The organism is Fictibacillus sp. NRS-1165 (assembly GCF_050468105.1).
Classification (GTDB): domain Bacteria; phylum Bacillota; class Bacilli; order Bacillales; family Fictibacillaceae; genus Fictibacillus_C; species Fictibacillus_C terrinigri.
This window is the reverse complement of the sequence record NZ_JBDPNU010000012.1, coordinates 112,438-126,910: the sequence shown is the minus strand read 5'-3', so window position 1 is coordinate 126,910 and position 14,473 is coordinate 112,438. Positions and strand designations below refer to the sequence as shown.

Genomic DNA, 14,473 nt, shown 5'->3' with positions numbered 1-14,473 from the left:
TTTTTTCAGTTTATTGGGTCAGAAGCTCGCTTGGGGAAGAGGCAGCCATCTCCGGCTGTGAGATAAGCCGCAGCGCACTGTGTACACTTTTACCAATCTTTTTGTCCGGGGATGAGCTCTTTTACCGTCAGCTGACCGTTATTCATAAACGTATACAAAAACCGTTTGCGTTCCAAACCCATAGAAGATGGACGGAAGCCGCTGATCAGTCTTTGAGTGTTCTGGTCGAATAGGAATTCCTCAAGCTTATAGGAAAAACGGGATCCAGAGAACATCATGGAATTCATGGGCAGAATCGGAAGCTTCTGATGCCGCAGTACATGTTCCGGCAGATACAGATCAAGCAGCTGATGGGGATAATCGTCCAGTTTATGCAGGTTTGTGATGCTTTGCAAAGCAGGCAGAATGGAAATCCTTCCATAAAAAGTCGTAACAATCATGCTGCTGTTTTCGACTTCAAAAGTAAATACAATCTCATTATCTATGATTCCGGTATTCCGTCCGATGATGATTACCCGCTCCGGCTCAGACCACAGTGTATTCATGTATGACCGCAGGGAAACAAGACCCATGTTCGACCGATGCGGATGTTCCATCGGTATGCCGCATGCTTCGTGATATATAGCGCTCGAATATTTTTTTTATAAAGAGAAAAGTAATACCGATGGCGGTTTTGATATCCTTTAACCCTCAATCCCAGCAAGGTTTTAAAAGAATGATAGTACCATTCGTCTGTTTGATGAGGAACAATATTATTTTTCCAGTCATGGACTTCAATTGCCCCTGCCTTCATGTTGTTTACCCTTCCCTCAAATACGTTTTCCAGTAAGATATTAATATGATTTTTCCATTTATTATCCAAAAATAAAGTATTTTATTCCTATTATGGTAACGAATAGGCAAAAAGTCAATGTCTCTCCAACCGAATTTAAAAAATTGGAAGATTTAATTTGTCCCATGAAACTTTTTGCAGGAAGCACTGTCTACTCCTTTAAAACCACCAACAGTAAGAAATTCACTCCATTGAGAAAAGGGAGATCAAACATGAAAAAGGGGATATTTTTTATCGGTTTGTTTGCTTTTTTGCTGGACATTTCATTCATTCTTCCTGACCAACCCGTTAAAGCCACAAAATCGACTGAGGTGTTCCGGTCAGGTCCAAATACAAGAAAACAGCTGCCCTCACCATGGATGACGGACCCGACGGAAAAACAACGGACCAAATTTTCACCATCCTAAAAAAATACCATGTGAAAGCGACCTTCTTTGTCGTAGGAAAACAGGTAAAAGCCAATCCTTCGGTCATCAAACGTATCCATAAAGACGGCCATTACATCGGCAACCACACATACACTCATCCTTCCCTTACCAAATCAAGCCGGACCCAATACCTTTGTTACGGTACCCGGGATGATTAAACTGAAGAAGTAAAAGAAGACGTCAAAAAGAAGGTGCCTGGCACCCGATTTGTATCAATAAAGCTGTTTGGCACCAAGATAGCGGTCGGTCCAATAGGACAGCCTAAAGTCGCTGACGGTTACTCCGCGTGAACCGCTGTGCACAAAATTACTGTTGCCGATATAGATGCCCGCATGGGAAGGCCCTTTTTTGTACGTTTCAAAGAATACGATATCTCCCACTTTCGGTTTGCTTAATGGTTTTCCAGCACTCCAAATAGATGCAACCGTTCGAGGCAGCTGAACGTTCTGTTTCTTGAACAAGTACACGAGGAAGCCGCTGCAGTCGAAGCCTTCTTCCAAGGTGTCACCGCCCCAAGTATATGGCGTTCCGACAAGCTCAGCCGCATCCCCCACCAGGTTAATGACGCTGAACGGCTTGGCGGCCGTTTCCGGTTTAGCCGGTTCAATCCCCTTCTTTTTCACTTCAGCCGTAATTTTTTCGATGGTCCTGCTGTCGGCGACCCCGGTAACAGGAAGCTTATAAGCCTTCTGGAAAGACTTGACGCTCGACTCAGTCATCTTTCCAAAGATGTTGTCCATCTTATATGTATAAAAACCAAGAGCTTTTAAGTTGGATTGAAGCTGATAAACCTGAGGCCCTACAGAGTTCAAACGAAGTCCTGTGGATGGAGGCGGGGCCTGCTCATCTTTCTTTTTCTTTACTTCGGCACTTAATTTTGCAAGAGTCTTACTGTCTGCTGCTCCTGTGACGGGAAGCTTGTAAGCTTTTTGAAAGGACTTGACGCCTGCCTCGGTCCGTTTTCCGAAAATCCTGTCGAGGCTATAGCTGTAGAAACCAAGATCCTTTAGATTGGACTGAAGCTCATATACTTCCGATCCTACTGAATTCAAACGCAAAGCGCCTGATGCAGGCTTCGGTTTAGCAGATACGGGCATTGGGCCTTTTGCAGGAGCAGTTGATGAGGTCTTAAAGAGTAACAGCTGAGTCCGATCGTCCGCGATTCCTGATACCGTTATCTTCTTTTCCCTCTGATAGGCTTTTACAGCATCTGCAGTAACCCTGCCATAATACCCAGTGATCTTAGGGTATTTAAAGTATTTAAGCTCCTTAAGCTTTCTCTGAAGTCTTTCAACCTCATTCCCCTGCGAACCCTGCTTCAGCGTCTTATAGGCTGCTTTTGCAGTTTTAGGAGTACTCGGAGGTGTTTTGATCCCAGTCGTTTGAGTAATCGCCCGCACCGTCATCTTGCCTGTAATCCCATCGATGACGAGATGGTGCTTTTTCTGGAATTGCTTTACTGCATTTGTCGTGATCGATCCATAATAACCCGTAACAGAAGATTTTAAGTAGCCCTGCTGTAAAAGTGCCCGCTGCAGTTCTTTCACATCCGGGTGCTTCATCCCGTTCCTTAACACTTGATCTCCTAATGCTGCCTCTCCTTTGGACGGAAGCAATAGAATAGCCCCCGCACAAGCAGAGGAAATGACCAGAGTTTTGACCGCGTTCGTGCTCCCCTTTTTCAAATGCGTAACCCTCCTTATTCGACCATAAGTGCCATATACTACTAAATATATCGGAACAAACTGTAAGATTACAAGTGAATTTTTTAACTTTTTTGTATATTTGGACAGAAAGATGTACTTTTTGGTGTGATTTGAGAGGGTGCCGCGAGGGTGCTTGGCACCATCTTCACACAAGTGTGTAACGGCGGTGCCTCGCACCCGGTAGGAACATATCTATAAGACTAGTTCATTCTTCTTATCTCGGTACATTTTACGTATCGGGTAGAAATGCAAGGGCGGCTTAAGCTTCACTTTCAATTGCGCTAATTTTGGTGCCTGGCACTTGCGTTACACAAGTGTACAATCGCAGTTCCAGGCACCAAATAAAAAAAGGCTCTCCGGGTTAAAAAACGGAGAGCCTTTCAGCTGATCATCAAAGAATATTATATTATTTTACTGTGATCTTGGTTGGCTTGCTTTTGTTGCCTGCTGCGTCGGTTGCTGTTACGTATAGAACCGTGCCGCGTTTTTGAACTTTGATTGGGGCTTTATACGCGCCTGTAGAACTTGCCGTCGTTTTTCCAATCACGGTATTCCCTTTTTTGACTTCTACCCTGGATTTCTTTTCTGCCTTTCCGGTAACGTATTTATCGTTGCTATCGACTTTGTTTACTTTAGGAGCAGCTGGCGCTACAGCTTCATACGCTGTAAGTTTCATACTGTACGGCTTTGCGGACCAGTGGTTGTTCGCTTCATAAACAGTCACATAATTGATGCCTGGCTTCAGTTTCGCATACCATGTTTCGGCTTTGCCCACACCGCTTTTATCTGCTATTTTTTCATACGTCAATTTTCCGTCACGTGAAACTCTGTCCACAGCGATGACTGGATCCATGCCTGCTGCAGCAGATACTTCAATCTTCACATTGTACTCTTTCGTTAATTTGAATCGGTGCATATCGCCATCGAAAGGAACGTCAAACTTATCCTTGTATACGGTTCCCTTGCTTATCCATCTCGCTTTCGCCGGATTTTCTGTTGTATCTCCAGAAAGAAGAGGGAAGTTTGTTTCTAAAGCTTTTGCCGCATCAATTCTTCCGTATCCATAAAAATCAGTCAGTCCGGCAGCGGTATTATAACCGGAACGATTAGGCTTGTAAGCTGACTTTTCAATCATATATTCGATCTGCTGAGGTGTCAGTGACGGATTTTTTGTTAATAAAAGCGAAGCCAATCCGGATACCATCGGTGCCGAGAATGACGTCCCTGACACACCTTTTTGGCCATAGGTGCGATCCTTCAATGTCGTCATGATGTCCGTTCCCGGAGCCACCACATCAAGCTCAGGCCCTCTGCTAGAGAAAGGCGCGATCGTGTCGTTATATCTTGTCGCACCGACACTGATGACTTGAGGGTAGGCAGCAGGATAGTTCACACCGTACACCGGGTTCTCATTTCCTGATGCAGCAACAAGGGTGATTCCTTTGCGGACAGCTTCCATAATCGCATCGTATTCAGCCTGGCTCGGTTCTGCCGATCCAAAACTCATGTTGATAACTTTTGCCCCTTGATTGATCGCGTAATGAAGACCAGCGATCACGCTTGAATTAGGGATGGATACCTTGCCTCCGACCCGTACAGGAAGGATTTTAACATAATTGTTAAGACCGCTGATTCCGATCTTATTATCTGTCGTCGCCCCTATAATCCCGGTGACTTCAGTCCCGTGGCCGACCGTATCAGTGGGCGCTTGTAAATTGTTGACAAAGTCTTTGCCCTTAAGCAGCTTTCCTTGTAGATCAGGATGGTTCGCATTAACCCCAGTGTCCAAAACCGCAACAATAACAGGCTTCTGTCCTGCGGAAGGATTCACAAGGTTTTTTGTCCAGTTGATCTTTTTCAAAGCCCACTGCTGATCATACAGTTTGTCGTTCGGCAATACCGGCTCTGCTGATTTCTTGGAAACATAGTTCGGCTCAGCATAATCAACATCCTGATCCTCTTTAATCTGATTCAGTGTCTTTTCATAATTTTTATCGTTTGGTATCTGATATACGCTGATTCCTTCTTCTTTCAGGATCGAAGGTGAGGCGTTATTGACCAAACCGTAAGCAGATGGTGCAAACGTGCTTCCTTCTTTGGTTTTCACGATAATTTCTCTTTTATTTACGTTGGCTAGATCGATGGATTCAGCGGGTTGTACGATCGTTTGTGTGCTGAAAAACATGTTTCTTTTAGCAAGCTCTGTTCCTTGCGCGTGAACAGCTGAACCTAATAGGCTCGTTCCTACCAATCCAGCGGTTATAACGGATAGCGTTCGTTTAAATGTATTCATTCTCTTCCCCATCTTTGTCTAATTTTATGAAAGCTTAATTATATCATTTTTCTTTTCTAGTAAAATGAAATTTCTTAAAAATATTGGTAATTTGTTGGTGTCAGGCACCAATCCGTTATTAAAGCGGCGGCGCCCTCCTCACAATATCGCCATATTCCGCTCCCTCTATGAAACTCTTGTAATTCTCCTGTTTAGGGGCTGGAAACTGTGACAGGATATATTCGGTTTTCACCTTTACACCTGGATCCAGCCCAGCTGCAATATAGTGACTGTAGCTGCTCCACTCATAGTCTTCCGCATTCAGTACCATTAGTGCGGCTACAGGATTTTGATGAATGTAACGGCTGACGTCTATTAAGTACATCATGGAATCAATGAGAGAAGCACCATACCGTCCCTGAAACACATGCCCGACGAGATCATATTTTCTATTGATATACTTGGCATATTGGGTATTTAAATAACCCATCGCTTCGCCTGGAGGACTGACGGTCGTTTCCAGAAGAAGATGAGTATGGTTAGGCATGAGGCAATAAGCATGAAGGTTGAAAGGGTCGTCTGTTTGTCTTTTTCAGCGGGTATTGGTAGTAGAGATAGTCTTCTCGGTCATAGAAGATGGAGGTTTTGCGGTTTCCTCTGCAGGTAATGTGGTAGATTGCACCCGGAAACCAGGGTCGTTGTTTGCGCGGCATTACGGGGCTCCTTTCGATTGGGGTTTTAAAGGATGGGGAAAGAGCGATGCAAAAACAAGAGGTAGAGTATAATGTTCTACAGCCGTCTTCACTTCCCTTCTCAAGTAAGAAAAAAATAAATGGTGCCAGGCACCCGCGATTACAAACTTGTTTAAGGGCGGTGCCTGGCACCAAATCAATTGGCACCAACTCAACTATCTAAAATAATTGTTCAGCCCTTCTGCGATGCCAGCGGCAGCTTTTTGCTGATGGGCTGATGTTCTCACAATCTTTTCTTCGCTTTTATTCGATAGGAAACCGAGTTCAACAAGAACACAAGGTCGCTTGTTGGTTCGCAGCACTTGAAGGTTATTACTTGCATAACCTCTGTTTCTGAAGCCTGTATATTTTACAACCCCTTGCTGAACTAAGGAAGCTAATTCGCTATACTGTGAACCCCGCTGGTAGAACGTCTCGATCCCTGTTCCAGCAGATGCTCCTGAATTGTAGTGAATGCTAACAAATGCATCCACCCAGTAGTTATTGCTTAACTGTGGACGCGAAGTAAGCTGAATGTATGTATCGGTGGAGCGTGTCATGTAGACTGTTGCCCCGGCCGCTCGGAGTTTTTGCTGCAGGATTAGTGCGGTGGACAGCGTGACATTTTTTTCATAGGTGCCATATCCAGCACCTATTGCGCCGACATCTGAACCGCCGTGCCCTGGGTCAATCATAATTTTTTTCCTCTTAGGTTCGGAAAACTTGCCGGTAGAGACAAGCTGTCATCCTGAAGATTGGTGTAAGTGATATAGGCCTTATGCACCCATCCGTTTAATCCCTTGGATGTCTTGATGCTCAGCCAGTCTCCTTTGCTGGAAATCACTTGCACTTCGGCACCGGCATTTAGTCTGCCCAGTACTTTGTAAGTGGTTCCCGCCCCTTGTCTTACATTTAAATCGTTAGCTGTCACATACCCTTTTTTAACGGATGGCTGCGGAGAGATAGGAGCACTCGGTGACAAGTATTTCTTGGACACCCATCCCTTTGTGCCGTTTGAAGCCTGAATATAGCTCCACGTGCTTCCAGGCTCCAAAACTTTCACCTGCTGGCCCTTTTTCAGCGTTATTAACGATTTGCTGGAGGTTGTCGCTTTTTCTCTTACATTTAAAGATGTCGCATTAACATAAGCATAAACCGTTTTAGTTGGAGCAGGTGCGGGTGCTTTGCTGGTGACATAGCTTTTAAGAACCCAGCCTATTGTTCCGTTTGGAGCTTTTGCATTGTGCCAGGACCCTGACGTCTTTATGATTGTAATCTTTGTTCCTCGTGGCAGCTGCATGAGAGATTTGCTTGACGTTGAAGCTTTTTCTCTCAGCGTTAAAAAGAAGAGGCGTTGACATAGCCATATACCGTTTTTGCTGGAGATGAGGAAGGAGCAGGTGCTTTCGTAGAGATGTAATTCTTGGATACATACCCTTTCTTGCTGCCTGATGCCTGGATGTAATACCAGGAACCAGACGTTTTTAGAATGGTCACCTTGTTTCCTTTTTTCAAAAACATCAATGATTTGCTGGAAGTCGAAGCCTTCGCTCTAAGATTAAGAGAAGTCGCCGCGACGTACCCTGTTTTCGCCGTGGATGCCGGGGCATCCTTTTTCAAGTACTTGGATGATACCCAGCCTGTCCCCTTTTTAAGAGTTACTTGGGACCACCCATTCGATTCTGTTTTAATGGTAACGACTGCATTCTTTTTCAGCTTATCGATGATACTGCTGCTCGTACTTGGCTTCTATCTGACATTTAAAATTGTTGCTGTAACTTTTGTTTTTTGATTAGTCTGGCTCGCTGCTGCTTCCGCATGTGTGGTAAAAAGAGATAAAATGAATGCCAGGATGAGAGCCAGTGAAGTCATCTTTCTCAAAAGCGTTAGCCCCCTTTCTCACTTTCTATCTTTCTACTAATTTTTTCTACTATTTCTATCGGCAAATCGACAAAAAATTCCATCAAAATTCGTCATGGCGGTGTGCCTGATTATTCTTCCGGGCCCCGATACAGCCATAGCCACAAGGAACACGTTATCTCTCGGCAAGAACGGCGGCTTTAAAACCATGCTTGGTACATGTTGTGCTTTACTTATACATACCATTGCGGCGGTCGTCGGTTTGTCTGCCATTATCGTAAAGTCGGCACTTCTTTTTTCTATTTTTAAATATGCCGGTGCGATCTATCTGGTTTACATTGGGATCAAATCGCTCTGGTACATGAAGGAACGGAAAATTGAGACCGGGTATGCAGAAGATTCTGCAGAGCAGTCAGCCAATCACCACAGGCCAAGCTCATGTTTCAGACAGGGGTTCCTGACGAACCTGCTGAACCCGAAGGTCGCCCTTTTCTTCCTCACCTTTCTGCCGCAGTTTCTAGAACGAGGAAGCGATGCATTTGTTCAGTTTTCCATCATGGGACTTACCTATACGGTTCTGACCGCAGTCTGGTTCTTCTTTTACGTTTATTTAATCAACCAGATCAGTTTCTTTATGAAACGGCCTGCGACTCAGCGGATCATGCAGGGAGTCACCGGGGTGGTCCTGATCGGCTTTGGCATGAAACTGGCGCTGGAAAAACAAAACTAAAAAACACGACTCCTTCGTCCTCTGGTTATCACTCAGAGGATTTTTTGTTACATAATGTTACAGATTGAAACATTACGGGTATTGATTGGAAAGTTATTTTCATTATTTAAATATTTAACATCTTTAGGGAGGGGAAGAAAAATGTTTAAGGTAGTGGGAGTGTATAAAACCGAGCAGGAAGCGGTGGATGAGAGAAATCATCTGAAACCGAAGCACGAGAACAGCACTTTTTTAGTCGTTGGCCCCTATGAGACCATCGAAGAAAAGGAAGACAACGAGCAGACCATCCAGCATTTTTTGGACCAATCCGACAACTCATCCTTCTCACAGAATCTCTCGGGAAAAGAGCGGCTCGTTTTCCTGGGGGTCGAACATGAAGAAGCAGAACATTACGGTGACCACCTGCAAACAGGGGAATTTTTATTACTAAGAGAATAGGTTTTCCTATCACTAGAAAAGGCATCCGTGCTTAATGCACAGATGCCTTTCTTATTAAGCTTCAACAGAATCGTTGTTTTTAGCCTGGCGAATTTCATTGTAAAATTCAGCAGAGGAAGCCGTGATATAAGGAATCAGCCATAGGAATCCAATCCCGAATGTCGCTAGCGCCAAGAGGATCCAGCCGATAAAGCTCAGCTGAAGAAGGAAATACTTCCACTTGTATCCGTCCATTAACCGACGGCTTTCGGTGATTGCTCCTGTCATGGAAATGCCCGGGTTATCCTTGAGTACATAAAAGGTTTGCGAATAGGCAAGCCCTTTGATAATTCCTGGAACGATCAACAGCAGTGTCCAGAGCATCGTGAAAATTCCTACTAAAATCGATGTACCAATAATTTTCAGGAAAGTGCCGATATCCAGGAAGGGCTGAAACATGCTCTTCACTTGTTGAGGCTCGCGCCGTATGAGACTTAAAAACACCCAGTTAAAACCAATCGAAATGGGATAAACAATACCCGTAATGATCAAAGAAAATATGTCTGCCCATACGCTTCGTGTTGCTCCATTAAACTCATCAACTCCACCCAATACAAAAAAATCAATGACGTTTGGAAGAAAAACCGTAAATATCCCCAAAAGGAAGGCCAGCAAAACCGCAAAGCCCCATTTGTTTTCCAAGGCCACCAGTGCTTCCTTTTTTATTTCTCTTATTCTCATGCCTCTTTCACCTTACCTTTTTGTTTCAATTCTTGTGTAATATAGTTATTCTTTGGAAAAAACCATTATACCACACCGGTCATTTTATGGGCTCTTTTTTCAGGGAGATGGTCTCTTCTGTCCTGTCCAGCCAGTCAGCCACTAACGCATTGAATACTGCTGGCTGTTCAATCTGAAGGTTGTGCCCAGCACGATCCAGCACAGCAAAAGATGCGCGAGGGAATTGGCCCATGACTTTCCAATGATCCTTATAGCCGACGACCGCATCCTGCCTTCCTGCAAAGAACAGTACGGGTTTCTCAAAAGGCTTCGCCAGATCAATGGAAAAGGAAAAAGAATAGTTCTGTTTGATCTTCTCCAAAAATTCAGGATCCGCCAGCATCGCTCCTGGTATGATTTCCTCCCTCGTTCGGTTCAGGACATACTCATCCTGTACCACTGCAAGGGAGGTGAATTCCGCAGCTTCTTCCTCTGTTAAGGAAGCGATCAGCCGTTTATCCGTTTTAATCACCGTATGCTCCGGCAGCTCTCTTTTGGCATGCTCGGCATAAATCGGTGAACAAATCGTGAGCAGCCCTTCTACCCTTCCAGCCATCTTGCTTACAACTCCTCTCGCAAGATAGCCCCCGTACGATTCACCCGCAATTAAAAATGACTGCCCTGGAATGACTTCATCGATAAAACGTGTCACAACCTCCAGCATGTCATCCGTTCCGTTAATCCAGTGCTCTCCCTTGGTCTTCCCCATCCCCGGGAGGTCCAGATAAATTCTCTGATATCCGCTTTTACCTGCAAAAACCGGTTCCATACAGCCTTCCATCAGCCGGTAATCCAGAGAAAACCCATGTATCAAAATGATTGGTGTCCCTTCCCCGCGTACCTCATAATGAACCCGAACATCTCCAAGATCACAAAACATATACATCGCCCCTTCCTATTTACGGTGCCTATTTACGGTGCCTGGCACCCGAATTAGCCTGCCTTTCTTATCCTCATTTTACCATTACTTCCCGAAAAGAAGACTTTATTCGTTCATTTGCCGAAAAAGAATAGGGTTTAATTCGGTGCCTGGCACCAAAAAGGCACCAAAAACCTCAACACCGCAAAGAAGGTTAAGAATTCCTTTCTGAACCATTTTAAGATAGAGTCATAAGGGAGGCGGACGTTACGGATTACTACTACAATATTCAAAAAACGATCGACTATATCGAAGAGAACCTGGAGGAATCATTAACACTTTCGGAACTCGCCAGCATTGCCTGCTTTTCGCCTTTTCACTTTCACCGCGTCTTTTTGATGCTGGTCGGCCACCCGGTAATGGACTATATTCGGAAAAGAAGGCTTGCGCACGCAGCGGATCTGCTTGTCCATTCAGAGCTCAAGATTGTGGACATTGCCCTCAGCTGCGGGTTTTCTTCCCATGAGTCCTTTAACCGGGCGTTCAAAAAACGATTCGCGGTGACACCCACGCAGTTTCGGAAAGAAAAGCTGTACACCTTTACGCTCCCTGAGAAAGCCGCCCTCATCAACAAACCCATTGTAGGAGGACCATTCATGCAGCCGAAAATTTTAATGAAACCAGAATTCAGCGTGATCGGATATGAACTCAAAACCACGAGTGAAGATGGTAAGAATTTAAAGGAAATACCGGTGTTCTGGCAGACTTACCTGCACAACAATAAAATGAGAGAAGCCATTCCAAGTAAGAAGGATCCGTCTGTAGAACTTGGCATCTGCACAGACTTTAACCAGGAGAACAGTTCGTTCAGCTACTTAATCTGTTCTGAAGTGACAGATGCCAGCAACGTACCTGATGGCTTGGTTGCGAGAACGTTTCCTGAAACGAAATACGCGGTGTTCACCACACCAAAAGTATCGAATCACGAGTTTTCCGACAGCATTCAGGCAACATGGCAATATATCTTTAAGGAGTGGTTCCCATCCTCTGGCTATGAACACGCTGGCGGAGCCGAGATCGAGCTATACGATAATCGAAGCGCAGATCCTCAAAACAAGCAGATGGATATCCTCATCCCCATCAAATAATCATAAGAAAGACGGCAACTCTTCGTCTCAGAGAGTGCCGTCTTTTCATGTATTTTACTTTTTAAAAGTTTTATAAAGTTTATATAAATAATTGTTAAGAATGTCGAATCTTGTTGCTCCTTTCCTTGTTCATTGTTATGGTGTTCATGAATTGATTGGAACGTCTGATTTTAATGGAAAGGGGGCAAATACCCTTGATTAAAGAATGGAACTTAATGCGCACCATCGCCTGCTTGTGCATCGTATTCCTGCACAGCACATCACTGACAGCCGTTTCTGTCGGCGGTTACCCTGCGTCCGAAGCTTACAGCCTGCTGCGTATCGTTTTATGCTACGCCACGCCAACGTTTGTCATCCTGTCCGAGATCATTCTGGCAAACCGCTATCCCGATGAGCTTCCAAAAAATTTTTGGAAGAAGAGAGTAAGGTGGATTCTTGCTCCTTTCATCGTCTTTGCGATCATTGATGCATTGGTGAGCTACCAGCTTAACCCCAATATTGATATTGCTATTATGATTAAAAACAACCTGTTAGGAAATTACGAAGGGTATTTTGTTCTGATCATTTTTCAATTTTATCTTCTGCATTACGTTGTAACAAAGTACAGGATCACAATGAACTGGCTCATTCCGCTCAGTATTCTTGTGATGGCTCTTCATTTTAAAGTAATGGAGGGCGCGCACCCTTGGATTAAAGAAAATTTAACGTATTTGAAAATTCCGTTCACCGCATGGTTTGCGTACTTTACCATTGCCTATGCGATTGGCAGAAATTATAAAGTCATTGCCGCCAAACTGCAGGAATACCGTTATCATACCCTCATTGGGGTGATTTTAAGTCTTGTGATCGTACTCATCTTTTATATATCCGGTTACGTCAGTGTAGGTTCAAAACGTCTTGATCTGCTGCCGCTAACCGTATCTCTCGGCCTCTTCGTTCTAGCTTGGGGACAGCGGCTTCCAAACATGAAAATCGTGAACCTGATCAGCAATTATTCATTTGGGATCTACCTGGTTCATTGGCAGGTTCAGCGCTACCTGGCTCCCTATAGCGCTCAATGGTTTGATCAAACCTATCTGCAAGTGTTTTCGCTCTTCTTGATCACACTTTTGATCTCGATGGTTCTAATTAAACTGATATCCATTCTGCCGTTTGGATCCTATATTGTAGGCAACATCAATCGTAAAATCAAGAACACGTCACCTAAGCTAGCCAAAACAGCATAAGTTAAAAAAACAGATGTCATCGCCTTGGCATCTGTTTTTCTGTTCCACCATCCGACAACACTTCATTGGAAGATGTTTGGGCTTAAGGTATAATAGGTAAAAGATGACAATGGATAAAAATGTTTTCTAATAGACGCTGGAGGTGGGAGAAATGAAAACGGATTCTTTGGATTTAAACCCCTTTGTTTTGGATTATTTTTCGACGATTTCTCAGGATGACTTAAAGAAGAATGTATTCCCCAAATATCCTGCAGTTTTTAATTTTATTGCGCAGTCTCGCGGATTTGGAGTACCTTGGCAATACAAAAAGGCAGCAGAGGCTAATAAGGTTGATCAGCACCTGTTCTTTTTCGAGAGTAATTTGGGCAAACAGTATACTGGCAACCCGAGATACATTTATGAACGCATGATTGAACGGTATCCGAATTATACATATGTGTGGTGTTATTCCGGCAAAGAAAAGATTCCGGGAGATCCTATTATTGTAGAAAGAGCATCCTCAGAGTATTATAACTTTCTTGCACGGTCACGATATATTATCAACAACACGACTTTCCCGCTTTGGTACCATCGGCCGGAGACATTCTATTTTCAAACCTGGCACGGTACACCTTTCAAAAGACTGCATTGGGACATTTTATCCCGTCCATTAGAAAGACGCTCGACTCCTGAGTTCTATGTGAAATCAACGAAATGGGATGCCCTATTATCTCCAAATCCTTATTCTACAAAGATCTTCAAATCAGCTTTTAGGTATGAAGGGGAAGTCGTAGAATTCGGTTATCCTTCCAATGATATCTTCTATGATAACGATAGGTACTTGAACGTCAGACAAAAAATAAGAGAAAAACTTGGAGTACACAACGATAACGTGCCTGTCTACCTTTATGCGCCCACTTGGCGCGATGGCAAACATCTTGGGAACTCTATGTTCGAATTCAATTTGATGTTAGATCCATTTAAATTTATTGAGCATGCTCCTGAAGACGCGATATTGCTCATCCGATCTCATCATATGAGCAGCTCTGATGATAAAATAACAGGTCTCGCCGGCCGAGTTATTGATGTCAGCGGCTGGGACGATGCCATTGAGCTGATGTGTGCAGCTGATGTCCTTATCACCGATTACTCTTCCATTGTATTTGACTGGTACTGCAGCTTGAAACCTGTTATTTATTACGTCCCTGACTACGACGATTATGTCGGTCCTTTAAGAGGCTCTTACTTTGAATTAAGCGAACGGCATGCAGGTGAGATCTGCTACACCGAAGAACAGCTGCTTCAGGCCCTGCCTAAAGTCATTAAAGGAGTAGCACCTGATTACAGCGAGTTTTATAAAACGTTTTGCAGCTTGCATGATGGCCATTCTTCTGACCGAGTGATTGACTACTTGCTAACCCGTAAAAACGTGTAAATTTGAGCACCCGCATGAACGGGTGCTTTTTTTATAAACAAAAAAGCACTGCCTGTTTCCAGGCAATGCT

Annotated in this window: 16 protein-coding genes and 2 pseudogenes; 6 read left to right on the top strand and 12 right to left on the bottom strand. The window is 44.1% G+C overall.

Features of this window, described 5'->3' with window-relative positions; all coding sequences use genetic code 11:
- Window positions 1–89: 89 nt before the first annotated feature.
- Both ABHN01_RS04275 and ABHN01_RS04270 read right to left on the bottom strand, forming a co-directional pair.
- Window positions 90–545, bottom strand: coding sequence for a hypothetical protein (locus ABHN01_RS04275; protein WP_429874512.1), 456 nt, complete (start codon window positions 543–545; stop codon window positions 90–92).
- Complete coding sequence (locus ABHN01_RS04270) at window positions 542–793, bottom strand: hypothetical protein (RefSeq protein WP_429874511.1); 252 nt, start codon at window positions 791–793, stop codon at window positions 542–544. Before ABHN01_RS04270 ends, ABHN01_RS04275 begins: the two co-directional genes overlap by 4 nt.
- Before the next feature lie 382 nt (window positions 794–1,175).
- Here ABHN01_RS04270 and ABHN01_RS04265 point away from each other — a divergent pair.
- A pseudogene (locus ABHN01_RS04265) lies at window positions 1,176–1,418 on the top strand (polysaccharide deacetylase family protein); the annotation flags it as partial.
- Between the two features lie 54 nt (window positions 1,419–1,472).
- Here ABHN01_RS04265 and ABHN01_RS04260 read toward each other — a convergent pair.
- The 8 genes and pseudogenes from ABHN01_RS04260 to ABHN01_RS04225 all read right to left on the bottom strand — a co-directional run bounded on the left by ABHN01_RS04260 (window position 1,473) and on the right by ABHN01_RS04225 (window position 7,850).
- Entirely contained in the window at window positions 1,473–2,945 is a 1,473-nt protein-coding gene (locus tag ABHN01_RS04260) for a peptidoglycan-binding protein (RefSeq protein WP_429874510.1), read from the bottom strand.
- Between the two features lie 427 nt (window positions 2,946–3,372).
- Window positions 3,373–5,259 (bottom strand): S8 family serine peptidase, encoded by a 1,887-nt coding sequence (locus tag ABHN01_RS04255; RefSeq protein ID WP_429874509.1) that lies wholly within the window; start codon window positions 5,257–5,259, stop codon window positions 3,373–3,375.
- Window positions 5,260–5,377: 118 nt separating this feature from the next.
- Entirely contained in the window at window positions 5,378–5,785 is a 408-nt protein-coding gene (locus tag ABHN01_RS04250) for a transposase (protein WP_429874508.1), read from the bottom strand.
- Between the two features lie 360 nt (window positions 5,786–6,145).
- A complete protein-coding gene (locus ABHN01_RS04245) occupies window positions 6,146–6,664 on the bottom strand; it encodes an N-acetylmuramoyl-L-alanine amidase family protein (RefSeq protein WP_429874507.1) in 519 nt (172 codons plus the stop codon).
- Window positions 6,661–7,269, bottom strand: a complete 609-nt coding sequence (locus ABHN01_RS04240; protein ID WP_429874506.1) for an SH3 domain-containing protein — start codon at window positions 7,267–7,269, stop codon at window positions 6,661–6,663. Before ABHN01_RS04240 ends, ABHN01_RS04245 begins: the two co-directional genes overlap by 4 nt.
- A gap of 38 nt (window positions 7,270–7,307) precedes the next feature.
- Window positions 7,308–7,589 (bottom strand): SH3 domain-containing protein, encoded by a 282-nt coding sequence (locus tag ABHN01_RS04235; protein ID WP_429874505.1) that lies wholly within the window; start codon window positions 7,587–7,589, stop codon window positions 7,308–7,310.
- Window positions 7,590–7,595: 6 nt separating this feature from the next.
- Window positions 7,596–7,706: pseudogene (locus tag ABHN01_RS04230) on the bottom strand (SH3 domain-containing protein); the annotation flags it as partial.
- 12 nt (window positions 7,707–7,718) lie between these two features.
- Window positions 7,719–7,850 (bottom strand): hypothetical protein, encoded by a 132-nt coding sequence (locus ABHN01_RS04225; RefSeq protein WP_429874504.1) that lies wholly within the window; start codon window positions 7,848–7,850, stop codon window positions 7,719–7,721.
- Window positions 7,851–7,944: 94 nt separating this feature from the next.
- Here ABHN01_RS04225 and ABHN01_RS04220 point away from each other — a divergent pair, with 94 nt between their 5' ends.
- Window positions 7,945–8,559, top strand: a complete 615-nt coding sequence (locus tag ABHN01_RS04220) for a LysE family translocator (protein ID WP_429874503.1) — start codon at window positions 7,945–7,947, stop codon at window positions 8,557–8,559.
- Window positions 8,560–8,700: 141 nt separating this feature from the next.
- Window positions 8,701–8,997, top strand: a complete 297-nt coding sequence (locus ABHN01_RS04215) for a hypothetical protein (protein ID WP_429874502.1) — start codon at window positions 8,701–8,703, stop codon at window positions 8,995–8,997.
- Between the two features lie 54 nt (window positions 8,998–9,051).
- Here the strand turns inward: ABHN01_RS04215 and ABHN01_RS04210 are convergent, their stop codons facing one another.
- Complete coding sequence (locus ABHN01_RS04210) at window positions 9,052–9,717, bottom strand: DUF975 family protein (RefSeq protein WP_429874501.1); 666 nt, start codon at window positions 9,715–9,717, stop codon at window positions 9,052–9,054.
- Window positions 9,718–9,796: 79 nt separating this feature from the next.
- Complete coding sequence (locus ABHN01_RS04205; protein ID WP_429874500.1) at window positions 9,797–10,642, bottom strand: alpha/beta fold hydrolase; 846 nt, start codon at window positions 10,640–10,642, stop codon at window positions 9,797–9,799.
- A gap of 224 nt (window positions 10,643–10,866) precedes the next feature.
- Here ABHN01_RS04205 and ABHN01_RS04200 point away from each other — a divergent pair, with 224 nt between their 5' ends.
- The 3 genes from ABHN01_RS04200 (at window position 10,867) to ABHN01_RS04190 (ending at window position 14,403) form a co-directional block, all read left to right on the top strand.
- On the top strand, window positions 10,867–11,763 hold the full coding sequence (locus ABHN01_RS04200; RefSeq protein ID WP_429874608.1) for an AraC family transcriptional regulator: 897 nt from the start codon (window positions 10,867–10,869) through the stop codon (window positions 11,761–11,763).
- Between the two features lie 194 nt (window positions 11,764–11,957).
- On the top strand, window positions 11,958–12,989 hold the full coding sequence (locus ABHN01_RS04195) for an acyltransferase family protein (RefSeq protein ID WP_429874499.1): 1,032 nt from the start codon (window positions 11,958–11,960) through the stop codon (window positions 12,987–12,989).
- Window positions 12,990–13,140: 151 nt separating this feature from the next.
- On the top strand, window positions 13,141–14,403 hold the full coding sequence (locus ABHN01_RS04190) for a CDP-glycerol glycerophosphotransferase family protein (protein ID WP_429874498.1): 1,263 nt from the start codon (window positions 13,141–13,143) through the stop codon (window positions 14,401–14,403).
- Window positions 14,404–14,473: the final 70 nt, after the last annotated feature.